Source organism: Comamonas sp. 4034, assembly GCF_050434545.1.
GTDB lineage: Bacteria > Pseudomonadota > Gammaproteobacteria > Burkholderiales > Burkholderiaceae_C > Comamonas > Comamonas odontotermitis.
This window is the reverse complement of record NZ_JBNDIT010000010.1, coordinates 112270-126871: the sequence shown is the minus strand read 5'-3', so window position 1 is coordinate 126871 and position 14602 is coordinate 112270. Positions and strand designations below refer to the sequence as shown.

The window sequence follows — 14602 nt, the reverse complement described above, 5'->3', positions numbered from 1 at the left end:
TCTTTATCTGAAAATGGCGCGGGCCGGGCGCCTGCAGCTATGGTTTGATGGTGATGTGAGAGCAGATCCACAGCACCTGCGCGTCCTCGTCGCCGCCGGAGATGCAGGCATGGCCCATGGCGCTGTCGAAGTAACAGGAGTCACCGGCCGCCAGCTCCAGTGGCGCATAGCAGTCGGTATGGATCACCACCTTGCCGTGCAGCACGTAGACCATCTCCTCCCCGTCGTGGCTCAGCAGTTGTGGGAACTCCGTGCGCTCTCGCGCCTTGATGGTGGTGAGCAGGGGAATGAAGCGCTTGTCCGCCAGATCGGCATGCAGCAATTCGTATGCATACTGCGGCGTGCGGTGCGCGAGGCCGTCGCCCGCGCGCGTCACACTGCGGCGCGCCCGAAGCGCAGGCTGTTGCACAGGGCTGAACAGCTCGCCCACATCGACCTCCAGTCCCCGCGCCAGTGCCGCGATCTTTTCGTAGGTGGGCGAGAGCTGGCCGTGCTCCACCTTCGACAGCGCCGAGGCCGAGATGCCGCAGCGCTGGCTGAGTTGCTGCAAGGTCAGCCCCGCATTGCGCCGCAGCAGGCGCAGCTTGTGGGCCAGCACATCGGTGGTGGCGTCGGCATTGGCACTGCCTTGGGGTGGGGCAGGGGTGGCGGTCGTGGAATGGGGCATGTCTCGTGTTCTTCTGGGCGCCAGCAAGTGTAGGGCCCGGCACGCGCCTTTGGAGCGCAGGCGCAGGCCATCTATCTTTCCGTTCACAGGGGTAAACCCTAGGAAAAAACCGGTGCCGCTCGGGAAAACCCGTGAACAATTCTACATAAAATTTCCTATACGAAATTTATTCCTCTTTAGTAGATTTTTGAAGCACCCGTACCCGCATGCAGATACTTGACCAGACCACCACCGTACAGCACCTGCCTTTTGGGCCCTTGATCGACAGCCTGGAGCAGATGTTCATCGAAGGCTGCGAAGTGCCGCTGCGCCACAACCACAAGATTGCGGGCAGCACGCCTGCTGAAGATGGCATCGTGCTGCTGATGCCTGCATGGCAGAGTGGCAAGCGCATCGGCATCAAGACCGTTTCCATCTTCCCGGGCAACCAGGCCAAGGGCCTGCCGGGGCTGCATTCGGTGTTCATCCTGTACGACGCGACCACCGGCGTGCCGCTGGCGGTGCTGGACGGCGACACGATCACCTCGCGCCGCACGGTGGCCGCATCGGCATTGGCGGCGCGCTGGCTCAGCCGCTCTGATGCGCGCAAGCTGCTGGTGGTGGGCACGGGCCGCGTCGCCAGCCTGCTGCCCGGCGCCTACCGCTGCGTGCGTGACATCACTCGCGTGCAGGTGTGGGATATTCGCCCGGAGGCGGCGCAAGCCATGGTGGAGTGCCTGCAGGGGCAGGGGGTGGACGCCAGTGTGGCGACTGATCTGGAGCAGGCGGCACGCGCGGCGGACATCATCAGCTGCGCTACCTTGTCCACGGCGCCCCTGATTCGCGGCGAGTGGCTGCAGCCGGGCACGCACCTGGATCTGATCGGCGGTTTTACGCCTGCCATGCGCGAGAGTGACGATGCCTGCTTTGCGCGCGGCACGGTGTTTGTCGATACCAGCGAAGCGCTGATGAAATCGGGCGATATTCTGGAGCCGATTGCCAGCGGTGCCTGGGAGGCGGCGCGCCTGGCCGCTACCCTGGAAGACCTGTGCCGAGGCAAGCACGCTGGCCGCAGCAGCGCAGAAGAAATCACGGTCTACAAGGCTGTAGGCACGGCGCTCGAAGATGTGGCCGCGGCATCGCTCGCCTATGACGCGTTCATGGCAACTGCCTGATTACGCCCACCATCGTTTCATGATTTTCTGACATCCTTTCTGCCCGTGCAGCCGCCCTCCAAGGGGTTGCGCGGGCGGCTTGGGCTGTTTTCTACAACCTCATCCCCCCCTCTTTTCATGAGCCCAACCCCAACCATGCCCGCGGCGAGCGCGGCCACGAACAAGCGCGTACTGATGGCCAGCCTCATGGGCAGCTCCATCGAGTGGTTCGACTACTTCCTGTATGCCACTACGGCTGCACTGGTGTTCAGCAAGGTGTTTTTTCCCACCAGCGACCCGGTCGTCGGGCTGATGCTGTCGTACCTGACGTTTTCGCTGACTTTCTTCATCCGTCCGCTGGGCGGCTTCATCTTCTCGCACATCGGTGATCGCATCGGGCGCAAGAAGACCCTGGTAATCACCCTGTCGCTGATGGGGGGTGCCACGGTGCTCATCGGCCTGCTGCCCGGCTATGACCAGATTGGCATCTGGGCGCCCATCCTGCTGATCGTGCTGCGGCTGATCCAGGGCCTGGGCATCGGCGGAGAGTGGGGCGGTGCCTTGCTGCTGGCCTACGAATACGCGCCGCAAAACCGCAAGGGCCTGTTCGGTAGCGTGCCGCAGATGGGTGTGACCATCGGCATGCTGCTCGCAACCCTGGCCATCACGGTGATGAGCACCTTGCCGGATGAGCAGTTCCTCGCCTGGGGCTGGCGCGTGCCTTTCCTGCTGAGCGCGGTGCTGGTGTTCCTGGGTCTGTGGATTCGCAAGGGCATTGACGAGACGCCCGCCTTCAAGCAGGCCAAGGCCAGCGGCAATGTGGCCAAGATGCCGCTCGTGGAAACCCTGCGCTACCACTGGCGCGCCGTGCTGGTGGCGGTGGCGATCAAGTTCGTCGAAACGGCGCCGTTCTACATCTTCTCGACCTTCATCGTCAGCTATGCCACCAGCAGCCTGGGCTTTGACCGTATCTCGGTGCTCAATGCCGTGACGCTGGCCACCCTGGTGACGACCCTGATGATCCCGATCATGGGTCGCATCTCCGACACGGTGGGCCGCAAGCGCATGTTTGTGGCGGGCACGGTCATCATGGCGGTGTTCACCTTCCCGTACTTCATGCTGCTGGAGCAACGCACCACCGCGACCCTGGTAATTGCCACCGTCATCGGCCTGGGCCTCGTGTGGGCGCCGATCACTGCCGTGCTGGGAACCCTGTTCTCGGAGATTTTCTCGACCCGCGTGCGCTACACCGGCATCACTTTGGGCTACCAGATCGGCGCAGCCCTGGCGGGCGGCACGGCTCCGCTGCTGGCCACCTGGCTGCTCAAGACCTATGACGGCTCGTGGGTGCCCGTGGCCTGGTACATCGTTGGCACGGCGGTGATTTCACTGATCGGCATCGCCTTTGCCAAGACCGTGGCAGACAACGACTGACACCTTGGTACGCGTCCGGGCGCGGCCCGGACGCAAAAAGGCGACTGCTGGTAAGAGCAGTCGCCTTTTTTTTGTCACTTGTTTGCTATCAACACGGAACCGATATGCGCCGTCGGGTATTGGTATTCAGATTAAAAGTAATCTGCAGTTAAACGGTGGCTTGCGCTCTGTGCTCATATTTTTGATGGCCGTTTGATCGGTACCGAAAACGGCCCGGCAGGCTACGCGTTCAGATCACGTCCCGCAGAGCATCCTTCTGGCGCGAGAGACCGGCTTCTTCCACCAGCCGGGCCAGCAGTGTGGTGTGGTCGTTTCCGCTTTGCACCAGGCCCATCTGCCACTCGTCCATGAAGCCCTGGCCCACGCACTGCTGCAGAAACTGCAGCATGCCGTCGTAATAGCCTTGGGTGTTGAGGATGCCGATGGGCTTGTCGTGGTAGCCCAGCTGGCGCCAGGTCCAGATCTCGTACAGCTCTTCAAACGTGCCGATGCCACCGGGGATGGCAACAAAGGCGTTGCTGCGCTCTGCCATCATCGCCTTGCGCTCGTGCATGGTGGTCACCACGTGCAATTCGTCGCACAGTTCGTTGGCCAGTTCGCGATCGACCAGCGCCTTGGGAATGACGCCGACCACCCGGCCGCCCGCCTCGCGGGTGGCGCGCGCCACCATGCCCATCAGCCCCGATTTGCCGCCGCCATAGACCAGTTGGCCTCCGTGGCGGCCAATCCAGGTGCCCACGGCCTCTGCCGTGGCAGCAAAGGCCTCATCCTTGCCTGGGCGCGAGCCGCAGTACACACACATCGAAAAAGTAGGGGAAGTCATCGTCATTTCAACCATCTTTCATACAGCGCCGCCAGCCATACGGCGGCGCACAATACCAGGGCCAGAAACACGGCAGCACTGCCCATGTCCTTGGCCTTTTTGGACAGCAGGTGCCATTCGGGGCCAAAGCGGTCAATGGCCGCTTCAATGGCGCTGTTGAGCAATTCGGTGATCAGCACCAGAAACACGGGCAGGATCAGCAGTGCCCATTCGCGCCAGTCCCTTGCCAGCCAGCAGGCGGCAGGCAGCAGCACCAGAGCCAGCAAGGCTTCCATGCGGAAGGCCTTTTCCCCCCAGCCAGCGCGCAGGCCCTGCAGGGAGTAACCGGCTGCATGCCTCAACCGGCTGAAACCGCTGCGCGCCTTGTGGGGGTTGATCTGCAGGAAGGCCTCTGAGGCCGGGTCCTGGTGCGCTTGCTGCGCCTGTTGCGTCGGAGCGGATTCTTGCCGGGGGCGTGGTGCAAGCGGTTCGGTCATGGAGCTGGCCAATGGTGAGCGGGGTGAGATCTGGGAGCAGGCTATCTGCGTGTGACCCAGGCAAGGGGGCAGCGCAAGCCGTCACTATAACCATATTGCACTGCAGCAGGCCGGGGAAGCGATGCAGGAATGGGTTCACAGTATGCCTGTATTTGCTATTAAAAAAATAGCTTATGGCGCATGACTGCCTTGCGGCGGACATAGTTTTCTGCCCAGGCGCGCCGATGCAGCCCGCTCAAGCCTTGTTGCGCGTCGCGGGGGGCTCGCTGCTGATCAGGCGTGTACCAGCCAATGCGTCATGCCAGAACTGTTTTTGCGGGTGCAGGCGGCTGGCCAGGGCCCAGACGGCGATCCAGCCTGTCAACAGCACCAGAACCTCTGTCACCGGAAGGTGGAACGGTAGGGTAGCGACCAGTGGTGGCAGAAACCACAGCCAGCTGCAGGCATAGCGCACGAGCGCGCGGCGCTGGCTCAATGGCTGGCCCATGGCGTCCACCACACGGATGTGCCAGGTCTTCATCGCCAAGGTCTGGCCTTTGTACCAAAACCACACAAAGTAGATGCCGAAGATGATGAAAAGGAACAACTGCAGCCCGTGCCGGTTGTCCAGTGCATTGCGGGTCTGGCTCAGGGTGCTGTAGAGATAGCCCGAGATAAAGACCACGCCGAACATCAGCATGCCTTCATACAGCCAGCATGCCATGCGCCTTCGGAGGGTGGGTGCCTGCAAAAGGGGGACTGTGCCAGGCTGATCGGGGGCAGTGGTGGCGTGTGAGGAAGGCATGGTGCCGGTGTCAGGCAGGCGGATGGACCGGGCTATCGCCCAGGCGCGACTGTGGCTCACCGGCGGGTGCAACCGGGGCCGGGCGGCTGTCCAGTGGCGGCAGGGGCGATGAGGTGACTGGCGAAGGCACCTGCACCGGCGCGGTCTCTGCCGGGGGGGTTGTCGCTGGAGGAGGCGTGATGCTGGTGGGGCTCACACCGCCTGGGCCGGGCACGTTGTTGGGGTTTGCAGAAGGGCCTTGCAGCGGGCCGACCTCTACAGGGGTCACCACGCCGCGCGACTGCACGCGAATCTCGGGCGGCGGCAGAATCTTGGGTGGGTTGGCGCGGTTAGGGTTGACCGCTGCAGCCGGTACCTTGACCAGGCGTCCGCTGGTCTTGCTGTTGGGGCGCAGGGCCAGGGCAACGCCTCCGGGGCGCAGGGCGCCGCCCTGGGCCAGCCGTTTGCGCTCGCGGGCGCTCAGGGCCTGGTAATCCTCCCAGAGCTGGCGCTTTTCCTCGGCAGACAGATTGCTGGTGTTGGAGTAGTTCAAGCGCGCCTGGCTCTGGTCCACCAGGCTGAACTTGGCCCATTCCTTCATGTGTTCGCCGATGCGGTACTGCTCGTCGGGCGAGAAGTCGTCAAAACTATCGGCAATCAGGAGCCAGCGGCGCTTTTGCTGCTCCGTCAGCCAGGACCATTGCTCCTGCAGCGGAGCCAGTGTGGTCTGCTGGTCGGTATCGAGACTGTCCCAGTTGGGGCCTTCATTACGTGGTGTAACGGTGCGCGTATTGCCGCCGGCACTGACCAGATCGCTGGGCGCGCTACCGTACACATTGCGGGCCTGGGTGCTGGCGTAGATACCAGTTACAGCAAAAGCAGCCAGCAAAATGCTGGCTGCGAGAGTGGGGAGGGAGGAGGTGGGCGCCTTGGCGGCCACCTCGTCAAAGTCGTGATCGTGTCTCAATGCTTGTCGGTGGGCTGCTTTTGTTGGGCAGCGATCTTCAGATACTGGGTAAAACCAGGATCAGTATAGGCGGTTGGCGGCAATTCGTCAGCCAACAGGGTGGCGTCGTACTCGGCCATTTCTGTCGCGCCTTCGTCTGCCTGCACGCCATTGAAGAAAGTCAGGCCAGCCACCATGGCGCTCAGGGGAACCGCAGACACCACCGCTCGCCACCAGTTGCGTTTGCCGGAAGAGGCAGCCGCAGCGGCAGATTCCTGCTCGGGGTGACGGGCAATTGCCGGGGTGGCTACCACCTTGCGACGCGCCAGTGCCTGTTCACGCGCAGCGCGCAGGCGCTCGGTGATGTCATAGTCCAGATCGGCCTCGGCTTCGCTCAGCCGGGCGGTGACGCGGCGGGCAAAGATTTCGGCGTGGGCAACTTGTTGGGCGGTGTTTGGGCGGTTCATAGCACGATTCCTTTGGCCTTGAGCACTTTGCTCAAGGTTTGGATGGCTCGGAAGCAATGGGTTTTCACGCTGCCTTCCGAGCAACCCATGGCCGCTGCAGTCTCTGCAATGTCCATCTCTTCCCAATAACGCATCAAAAACGCTTCGCGTTGACGCGCGGGCAACTCTTGTATCTCTTTTTCTATCAATGCAAGTGTTTGTTTGCGGTTGGTGTGGTCTTCGGCGCTCTGTTCGGACTCGCCCTGCTGGGCGTTGTAGGTCTCCAGGAGGTCGAAATCGCCGCCTTCATCGTCAGGGCCCTCGAAGGCGCTCATATTGGTAAAGAGCGCGTTGCGGGTCTTCTGGCGGCGAAACCAATCCAGCGTACTGTTGGACAGGATACGCTGGAACAGCATGGGCAGTTCGGTAATGGGTTTGTCGCCGTAATGTTCAGCCAGCTTCATCATGCTGTCCTGCACGATGTCGAGGGCCGCTTCTTCGTCGCGCACATGAAAAAGCGAGCGCTTGAAAGCTCGCTTTTCAACGCTTTTCAGAAAATCGGACAGTTCTCGTTCTGTTGCCAAATCGTACCCAACACCATGGTTATTCGCGCAATCAGGTGGTTTATACCTGGGTAAACCCTGCCTGTGTGGCAAAAAACACCGCGCTAAACGCAGGATTATCGCATCGTATGCAATTTTTTTCTGCGCTTTGTCGCAAACCAATGTTGCAGTGCGATAATGTTTTCAAGTCACATCAAGGCAAAAGGGTCACGGTCCGGCGTCGCAAGCATCTCGCCCATGTCCGTTGGCCTCAAGTTCCGAGCAGGCTCCACAAGAGCTGGGCAAGGGGCACCAGAGGTTTTTCGTTAGAGAAATTCGCAAAGGTTGATCATGGAAATGTCCAAGGCCGAACAAAACTCGGCACAAGCGGCCAATCAGTCCGCACAAAAAGCACAAGATCTCATGGGCGCCGAAGTGCTGGTCAAGGCACTGCAGGCAGAAGGCGTTCAGCAGCTGTGGGGATACCCCGGCGGCGCCGTTCTGTACATCTACGACGCGCTCTACAAACAAGACACCATCAACCACGTATTGGTTCGCCACGAGCAGGCTGCCGTGCACGCCGCTGACGGCTATGCACGGGCCACAGGCGAAGTGGGTGTGGCGCTGGTCACATCCGGCCCGGGCCTGACCAATGCGGTGACGGGCATTGCCACCGCCTACACCGACAGCATTCCCATCGTGGTGATCTCGGGGCAGACCTCGACCACGGCCATCGGCTCCGATGCGTTCCAGGAATGCGACACCGTCGGTATCACCCGTCCCATCGTCAAGCACAACTTCCTCGTGAAGGATGTGCGCGATCTGGCGATGACGATGAAAAAGGCCTTCCACATTGCCCGCACCGGCCGACCAGGCCCGGTGGTGGTTGATATTCCCAAGGATGTGTCCTTCAAGAAGGTGGCGTACAGCGGCTATCCACAAACCGTGGAAATGCGCTCGTACAACCCAGTCAAGAAGGGTCACAGCGGCCAGATTCGCAAGGCACTGCAGTTGCTGCTGGCTGCCAAGCGCCCCTATATCTATACCGGCGGCGGCGTACTGCTGAGCGGTGCTGAGCAGGAGTTGCGTACGCTTGTCGACTTGCTGGGCTACCCCGTCACCCACACCCTGTTGGGGCTGGGCGCCTATCCGGCCAGCGACAAGAAATACCTGGGCATGCTGGGCATGCACGGCACGATCGAAGCCAACAACACCATGCAGAACTGCGATGTGTTGCTGGCGGTGGGTGCGCGCTTTGATGACCGCGTGATCGGCAATCCCAAGCACTTCATGTCGGTGGCCGACCGCAAGATCATCCATATCGACATCGATCCATCGTCCATTTCCAAGCGCGTCAAGGTCGATGTGCCTATCGTGGGCGACTGCAAGGAAGTGCTGACCGAGCTCATTGCCATGGTTCGCGAAGCCCAGACCAAGCCTGATGCCGCCGCGCTGGAAGCCTGGTGGAAGACGATTGAAGGCTGGCGCAGCCGCGACTGCCTGCGCTACGACCGCGACAACAAGGAAGTCATCAAGCCGCAGTACGTGGTCGAAACCCTGTGGAACATGACCCAGGGTGCGGACTGCTACATCACCTCCGACGTAGGCCAGCACCAGATGTGGGCTGCGCAGTACTACCGTTTTGAGGAATCGCGCCGCTGGATCAACTCGGGCGGCCTGGGTACCATGGGCGTCGGCATTCCGTACGCCATGGGCATCAAGCTGGCCAAGCCCGATGCCGAAGTGTTCTGCATCACCGGCGAAGGCTCGGTGCAGATGAATATCCAGGAGCTGGCCACCTGCCGCCAGTACGAGACGCCGATCATCATCTGCGCGCTCAACAACCGCTTCCTGGGCATGGTGCGCCAGTGGCAGGAGATCGAATACTCCGGTCGCTACAGCCACAGCTACATGGATTCGCTGCCCGACTTCGTGAAGCTGGCCGAGGCCTTTGGTCACGCCGGCATTCTGGTCGAAAAGCCCGAAGACGTGGAGCCCGCGCTGCGCGAAGCACGCCGCATTGCGCGTGAGGAGCGCAAGAGCGTGTTCATCGACTTCCGCACGGACCCGACTGAAAACGTCTTCCCCATGGTGCAGGCCGGTAAGGGTATTACCGAAATGCTGCTGGGCGCTGAAGATCTATAGGAAATTTGCATATTGGCGCACGCCTACAGTGCGCCGTTAGCTCATTTTTTTATAGCTTATCCCCTTATTGACGAATCTATTGACTGCCGAGCCCTGCACTTACCGGTGCAGGGGGAGGGCAGCGAAAAGAGGAATCTCATCGCATGAAACACATCATTGCGGTTCTCCTGGAGAACGAACCAGGCGCCTTGTCGCGCGTGGTGGGCCTGTTCTCAGCCCGTGGCTACAACATCGAGTCGCTCACCGTGGCGCCGACCGAAGACGCATCGCTCTCGCGCATGACGATCACCACGGCGGGCTCGGACGACGTGATCGAGCAGATCACCAAGCACCTCAACCGCCTGATCGAGGTGGTGAAGGTGGTCGACCTGACCGAGGGCGCCTACACCGAGCGTGAGCTCATGATGGTGAAGGTGCGCGCTGTGGGTAAGGAGCGTGAGGAGATGAAGCGCATGGCGGACATCTTCCGCGGCCGCATCATCGACGTGACCGAGAAGAGCTACACCATCGAGATGACCGGCGACCAATCCAAGAACGATGCGTTCCTCAGCGCGATTGACCGCTCGGCCATTCTCGAAACCGTCCGTACTGGTGCCAGCGGCATCGGTCGTGGCGAACGCATCTTGCGCGTGTAATGCGCTGGTGGCACCGGCTGCGGCGCCATTCCCGCCAGATCGCGGGCATGGGGTTGTTGCTGGTGGGGCTTGTGCTGGTGGTGGCATGGGTGCAGACGGATGACCCGGATTGCAGCTTGCACCAAGACCTTTTCACGCAGCAGCGCCTGTGTGATGGCGCCTCTGGCGAGCCCGACGAAAACGCTTCACAGCGTACCAACCCCTGGCTAGTACTCATAGTAGGATTGGGCGCTTTTGTAGCGGGAGCTTATTTGCTGGCTTCAGGAAACACCGCAAGGCCCCCTGACGATGCAGATTCTTGACAAGTGGTTGTTTGAATTTCTGATTTTTTGACTGATACCAACGGAGCGAAGCATGAAAGTTTTTTACGACAAGGATTGTGATCTGTCCCTCATCAAGGGCAAGACTGTCGCCATCATCGGCTATGGCTCGCAAGGCCACGCCCACGCACAGAACCTGAACGACAGCGGCGTGAAGGTCATCGTCGGCCTGCGCAAGGGCGGCGCTTCGTGGCCCAAGGCCGAAAAGGCCGGCCTGACCGTGATGGAAGTCAATGATGCGGTCAAGGCTGCTGACGTGGTCATGATCCTGCTGCCTGACGAAGACATTGCCAAGGTCTACACCGAAAACGTCAAGGACAACATCAAGCAAGGCGCTTCGCTGGTGTTCGCCCACGGCTTCAACGTGCACTACAACCAGGTCGTGCCCCGCGCGGATCTGGATGTGTGGATGGTCGCTCCCAAGGCCCCTGGCCATACCGTGCGCAACACCTACACCCAGGGCGGCGGCGTGCCACACCTGATCGCTGTGCACCAGGACAAGTCCGGCAAGGCCCGTGACCTGGCGCTGTCGTACGCCATGGCCAACGGTGGCGGCAAGGCCGGCATCATCGAAACCGACTTCAAGGAAGAAACCGAGACAGACCTGTTCGGCGAGCAGGCCGTGCTGTGCGGCGGCGCGGTTGAACTGGTGAAGATGGGCTTCGAAACCCTGGTGGAAGCTGGCTACGCGCCCGAAATGGCCTACTTCGAGTGCCTGCACGAGCTCAAGCTGATCGTGGATCTGATCTACGAAGGCGGCATCGCCAACATGAACTACTCGGTGTCGAACAACGCCGAGTACGGCGAATACGTGACCGGCCCTGAAGTGATCAACGAAGAATCGCGCAAAGCCATGCGCAATGCCTTGAAGCGCATTCAGGACGGCGAATACGCCAAGATGTTCATCTCGGAAGGCCGCCTGGGCTACCCCAGCATGACCGCCCGCCGCCGCAACACCGCCGATCACCAGATCGAAAAGGTGGGTGGCCAGCTGCGTGCGATGATGCCCTGGATCGCCAAGAACAAGCTGGTGGATCAGACCCGTAACTGATCGGTGTATGGCTGTGGCCGCATAGGCGGCTGCAGTCTGTGCTCCCAAAGGACTGCTTCGGCAGTCCTTTTTTATTGCGAGGCGTGGTGGACGCGAAAGCGCCCTCTGACGGCTGGTTGCGTGCGCGATGAAGCCTGGGGGCATTGAGCGGCAGGTCTCCTGCCTGCGCATACGCTGGCGCGGTGTTTTCCTGGGCCGGACGCCATACCGGTAAAGGTACACTGTGAACCTTGCGTTACAAGGCGCTGGCCTTGTCGAGAACTATAAAATGAATAGCTGATTGCGCTGTTGTAGCAAGCGCTGGAGTTCAATTGAATGCTGGATAACAACGAAACCAAGCCCAGGCAGGGCGCAGAAGGCCCGGCCGCTGCGCAACGCAGGTGGCGCAAAGGCATTTATGTGCTGCCCAACTCCTTCACCCTGGCGGCGCTGTTTGGTGGGTTCTACGCCATTGTGATGGCGATGAACGGCCGCTTTGAAGCCGCTGCCGTGGGCGTATTCTGCGCCATGGTGCTCGACAGCCTGGACGGCCGCGTGGCCCGTATGACGCACACCCAGAGCGCTTTTGGCGAGCAGATGGATTCGCTCTCGGACATGGTGTCCTTCGGCGCGGCGCCTGCACTCATCGCCTACGAGTGGGCATTGCGCCCGCTGGGCCGCTGGGGCTGGATTGCGGCATTCGTCTACTGCTCGTGCGCCGCACTGCGTCTGGCGCGCTTCAACGTCAATACGGGCGTGGTGGACAAGCGCTACTTCCAGGGCATGCCTTCGCCGGCGGCTGCGGCCCTGGTGGCGGGCTTCATCTGGCTGACCAGCGCGCTGCTGGTGTCGCACCGCGATGTGCCGATCTTTGGCGAGGTGATCGCCTTGTTCGGCGGCCACCCTGCGAGCCGTGAAGACCTGTCGTGGATCATGTTCGCAATCACTCTGTTTGCGGGCCTGACCATGGTGACGAACATCCCGTACTACAGCTTCAAGGATGCGGGCATGGCAAAGAGCGTGCCGTTCATCTCGCTGGTGGTGGTGGTGCTGGTGCTGGCGCTGGTGAGCATCGAGCCTGCGACCATGCTGTTCCTCATCTTCGTGGCCTACTCCGTCTCGGGCTACATCATCTATGCATGGCGCCGCGCCAAGGGCCAGCAGGTCTCGATTGTGGCCACTTCGACCGACGAGCCTGACGAGCGCGGCCTGCACCACGATTGAAGAATCTGTTGCACAGGCCGAAAAACCTGTGTTAGAGTAGCCCACATGCAAAACCTGTCCCTAGCTCTACTACTAATGTCCAACGGGCAGGTAGAGTAGCGCGCACAGTTTTCACCCTACATCCATCGGCCCGTTTGCACCAGCAACGGGCCGATTCTGTTTTTGCAGGTTGCTGGTTTCCACCCCCCGAACTTTTTGTTTCGATGAGAAAGACCAGACAACCATGTTGAAGAACCCCGCCAGCAAGTACCGCGCCTTTCCAGCCGTTCAGTTGCAAGACCGCACCTGGCCCGATGCCCAGATCACCCAGGCGCCCATCTGGCTGTCCACCGATCTGCGCGACGGCAACCAGGCCCTGATCGAGCCCATGGACCTGGCGCGCAAGCTGCGGATGTTCGACATGCTGGTCAAGATCGGCTTCAAGGAGATCGAGGTCGGCTTTCCAGCCTCGTCGCAGATCGAATTCGATTTCGTGCGCCAGTTGATCGAGGAAAAGCGGATTCCCGCCGATGTGACGATCCAGGTCATGACCCCGGCCCGCCCCGAGCTCATCACCCGCACCGTCGAAGCCCTGCAAGGCGCTCCGCGCGCCATCGTTCACATCTACAACGCGGTGGCTCCGGTGTGGCGCAAGGTGGTGTTTGGCATGAGCGTGCCCGAGGTGATGGACCTCGTGCAATCGCAGGTAGCCCACTTGAAGGCCTTGACCGACGCCCAGCCCGGCACCGAATGGATCTTGCAGTATTCGCCCGAGACTTTCTCGCTGGCGGAGCTGGATGTGTCGCTGCAGGCCTGCGAAACCGCGATCGCCGCTTGGGGTGCGGGCCGCGACATCATCCTGAACCTGCCCACCACGGTGGAAAACACCACCCCCAATGTGTTTGCAGACCAGATCGAGTGGATGGTGCGCCAGTTCAAGGAGCGCCCGGAAGTCGTGGTGTCCGTGCACCCGCACAACGACCGTGGCACTGGCACCGCCAGCGCCGAAATGGCGCTGCTGGCAGGGGCACACCGTGTGGAAGGGTGCCTGTTCGGCAATGGCGAACGCACCGGCAACCTCGACATCGTCAACGTGGCGCTCAACATGTATGTGCAAGGTGTGTCGCCCGGGCTTGATTTCTCGGATATCGACGCGGTCCGTGCCGAGGTCGAGCACTGCAACCAATTGCCCGTACCTGCCCGCCATCCTTACGCAGGTGATCTGGTCTATACCTCGTTCTCGGGCTCGCACCAGGACGCCATCAAGAAAGCCTTTGCAGCGCGCAACGAAGGCGATGTGTGGGAGATGCCGTACCTGCCAATCGACCCCAAGGACCTGGGGCGCAGCTACGAGGCAGTGATCCGCGTCAACAGCCAGTCGGGCAAGGGCGGTATCTCGTATCTGCTCGAAGAGGAATACGGACTCACCATGCCGCGCCGCCTGCAGATCGAGTTCAGCCAGGTGGTGCAGCGCGCCATGGATGTGGCGGGCACCGAGTTCACGGCGCCAGACCTGTGGCGGATCTTTGAGCGCGAATACCAGCTGGACGCCAACTATGCCGTCGCCCAATGCCGCGTGGAGCCTGCGGGCAGCAACGATGGTGAGGTGCGGGTGTCCGGCAAGGTACAGATTGCGGGCCAGTCCATTTCGCTGCAAGGACAGGGCAACGGACCTATCGACGCCTTTGTCCACGCCATCAGCAGCGCCACTGGTGTGCCGGTGCGGGTGCTGGATTACAGCGAGCATGCTATGCATTCCGTAGCTAATGGCGCTTTCGGAGTAGGTGCCGGAGGCCAAAATGGTGCCAACGCCAAGGCTGCAGCCTATGTGGAGTTGCGGGTGAATGAGAGCCAGACCCTGTACGGCGCAGGCATGGACAGCAACATCACCCAGGCGGCCTTCCGTGCCGTGATGAGCGCCCTGGCTCGCAGCGGTGCTGTCACCCGCGTGAATACGCCAGCGGGCGACACGGTTGCCGCGTAAGCAAATGCAGGCAAAGCACGTACACTGTCAGGTTGAGCCCGGCTGCGACGTGCTG

Annotated in this window: 14 protein-coding genes; 7 read left to right on the top strand and 7 right to left on the bottom strand. The window is 61.3% G+C overall.

Translation table 11 applies throughout. From position 1 onward, the window contains the following. Positions 1-37: 37 nt before the first annotated feature. Positions 38-667 (bottom strand): helix-turn-helix domain-containing protein, encoded by a 630-nt coding sequence (locus ABIE32_RS12780; protein ID WP_429016629.1) that lies wholly within the window; start codon positions 665-667, stop codon positions 38-40. 206 nt (positions 668-873) lie between these two features. Here ABIE32_RS12780 and ABIE32_RS12775 point away from each other — a divergent pair, with 206 nt between their 5' ends. Both ABIE32_RS12775 and ABIE32_RS12770 read left to right on the top strand, forming a co-directional pair. Continuing rightward, entirely contained in the window at positions 874-1821 is a 948-nt protein-coding gene (locus tag ABIE32_RS12775; RefSeq protein WP_429016627.1) for an ornithine cyclodeaminase family protein, read from the top strand. A gap of 117 nt (positions 1822-1938) precedes the next feature. Then, the gene (locus tag ABIE32_RS12770; protein WP_224149529.1) at positions 1939-3234 is read left to right on the top strand and encodes an MFS transporter; all 1296 of its coding nucleotides are present in this window, start codon (positions 1939-1941) and stop codon (positions 3232-3234) included. Positions 3235-3463: 229 nt separating this feature from the next. Here ABIE32_RS12770 and ABIE32_RS12765 read toward each other — a convergent pair whose 3' ends face one another. The 6 genes from ABIE32_RS12765 to ABIE32_RS12740 all read right to left on the bottom strand — a co-directional run bounded on the left by ABIE32_RS12765 (position 3464) and on the right by ABIE32_RS12740 (position 7272). Beyond that, complete coding sequence (locus ABIE32_RS12765) at positions 3464-4057, bottom strand: TIGR00730 family Rossman fold protein (RefSeq protein WP_429016625.1); 594 nt, start codon at positions 4055-4057, stop codon at positions 3464-3466. Positions 4058-4059: 2 nt separating this feature from the next. Beyond that, a complete protein-coding gene (locus tag ABIE32_RS12760; RefSeq protein ID WP_317986705.1) occupies positions 4060-4533 on the bottom strand; it encodes a diacylglycerol kinase in 474 nt (157 codons plus the stop codon). 235 nt (positions 4534-4768) lie between these two features. After that, positions 4769-5317 (bottom strand): RDD family protein, encoded by a 549-nt coding sequence (locus ABIE32_RS12755; protein WP_429016622.1) that lies wholly within the window; start codon positions 5315-5317, stop codon positions 4769-4771. Between the two features lie 10 nt (positions 5318-5327). Beyond that, positions 5328-6263 carry a DUF3106 domain-containing protein gene (locus ABIE32_RS12750; protein WP_224149526.1) on the bottom strand — a complete coding sequence of 312 codons (936 nt, stop codon included), beginning with the start codon at positions 6261-6263 and terminating at the stop codon, positions 5328-5330. Further along, positions 6260-6709 (bottom strand): DUF3619 family protein, encoded by a 450-nt coding sequence (locus ABIE32_RS12745; protein WP_224149525.1) that lies wholly within the window; start codon positions 6707-6709, stop codon positions 6260-6262. Before ABIE32_RS12745 ends, ABIE32_RS12750 begins: the two co-directional genes overlap by 4 nt. Further along, the gene (locus ABIE32_RS12740) at positions 6706-7272 is read right to left on the bottom strand and encodes an RNA polymerase sigma factor (protein ID WP_224149524.1); all 567 of its coding nucleotides are present in this window, start codon (positions 7270-7272) and stop codon (positions 6706-6708) included. Before ABIE32_RS12740 ends, ABIE32_RS12745 begins: the two co-directional genes overlap by 4 nt. 309 nt (positions 7273-7581) lie before the next feature. On the opposite strand from ABIE32_RS12740, the gene ABIE32_RS12735 reads away from it, so the two are divergent. The 5 genes from ABIE32_RS12735 (at position 7582) to leuA (ending at position 14547) form a co-directional block, all read left to right on the top strand. Then, entirely contained in the window at positions 7582-9375 is a 1794-nt protein-coding gene (locus tag ABIE32_RS12735; RefSeq protein WP_429016619.1) for an acetolactate synthase 3 catalytic subunit, read from the top strand. 143 nt (positions 9376-9518) lie between these two features. Continuing rightward, positions 9519-10010 (top strand): acetolactate synthase small subunit, encoded by a 492-nt coding sequence (ilvN, locus tag ABIE32_RS12730; RefSeq protein ID WP_184707821.1) that lies wholly within the window; start codon positions 9519-9521, stop codon positions 10008-10010. Between the two features lie 354 nt (positions 10011-10364). Beyond that, positions 10365-11381 carry a ketol-acid reductoisomerase gene (gene ilvC / locus ABIE32_RS12725; RefSeq protein WP_224149522.1) on the top strand — a complete coding sequence of 339 codons (1017 nt, stop codon included), beginning with the start codon at positions 10365-10367 and terminating at the stop codon, positions 11379-11381. A 315-nt stretch (positions 11382-11696) separates the two neighbouring features. Then, on the top strand, positions 11697-12584 hold the full coding sequence (gene pssA / locus ABIE32_RS12720) for a CDP-diacylglycerol--serine O-phosphatidyltransferase (RefSeq protein ID WP_224149521.1): 888 nt from the start codon (positions 11697-11699) through the stop codon (positions 12582-12584). A 223-nt stretch (positions 12585-12807) separates the two neighbouring features. Then, complete coding sequence (gene leuA / locus ABIE32_RS12715) at positions 12808-14547, top strand: 2-isopropylmalate synthase (RefSeq protein WP_429016617.1); 1740 nt, start codon at positions 12808-12810, stop codon at positions 14545-14547. Positions 14548-14602 lie beyond the last annotated feature (55 nt).

Excerpts from the sequence above, each read along its gene's own strand:
- ABIE32_RS12780 (WP_429016629.1), bottom strand. The coding sequence starts at position 667 with ATGCCCCATTCCACGACCGCCACCCCTGCCCCACCCCAAGGCAGTGCC.
- ABIE32_RS12775 (WP_429016627.1), top strand. The coding sequence starts at position 874 with ATGCAGATACTTGACCAGACCACCACCGTACAGCACCTGCCTTTTGGG.
- ABIE32_RS12770 (WP_224149529.1), top strand. The coding sequence starts at position 1,939 with ATGAGCCCAACCCCAACCATGCCCGCGGCGAGCGCGGCCACGAACAAG.
- ABIE32_RS12765 (WP_429016625.1), bottom strand. The coding sequence starts at position 4,057 with ATGACTTCCCCTACTTTTTCGATGTGTGTGTACTGCGGCTCGCGCCCA.
- ABIE32_RS12760 (WP_317986705.1), bottom strand. The coding sequence starts at position 4,533 with ATGACCGAACCGCTTGCACCACGCCCCCGGCAAGAATCCGCTCCGACG.
- ABIE32_RS12755 (WP_429016622.1), bottom strand. The coding sequence starts at position 5,317 with ATGCCTTCCTCACACGCCACCACTGCCCCCGATCAGCCTGGCACAGTC.
- ABIE32_RS12745 (WP_224149525.1), bottom strand. The coding sequence starts at position 6,709 with ATGAACCGCCCAAACACCGCCCAACAAGTTGCCCACGCCGAAATCTTT.
- ABIE32_RS12735 (WP_429016619.1), top strand. The coding sequence starts at position 7,582 with ATGGAAATGTCCAAGGCCGAACAAAACTCGGCACAAGCGGCCAATCAG.
- ilvN (WP_184707821.1), top strand. The coding sequence starts at position 9,519 with ATGAAACACATCATTGCGGTTCTCCTGGAGAACGAACCAGGCGCCTTG.
- ilvC (WP_224149522.1), top strand. The coding sequence starts at position 10,365 with ATGAAAGTTTTTTACGACAAGGATTGTGATCTGTCCCTCATCAAGGGC.
- pssA (WP_224149521.1), top strand. The coding sequence starts at position 11,697 with ATGCTGGATAACAACGAAACCAAGCCCAGGCAGGGCGCAGAAGGCCCG.
- leuA (WP_429016617.1), top strand. The coding sequence starts at position 12,808 with ATGTTGAAGAACCCCGCCAGCAAGTACCGCGCCTTTCCAGCCGTTCAG.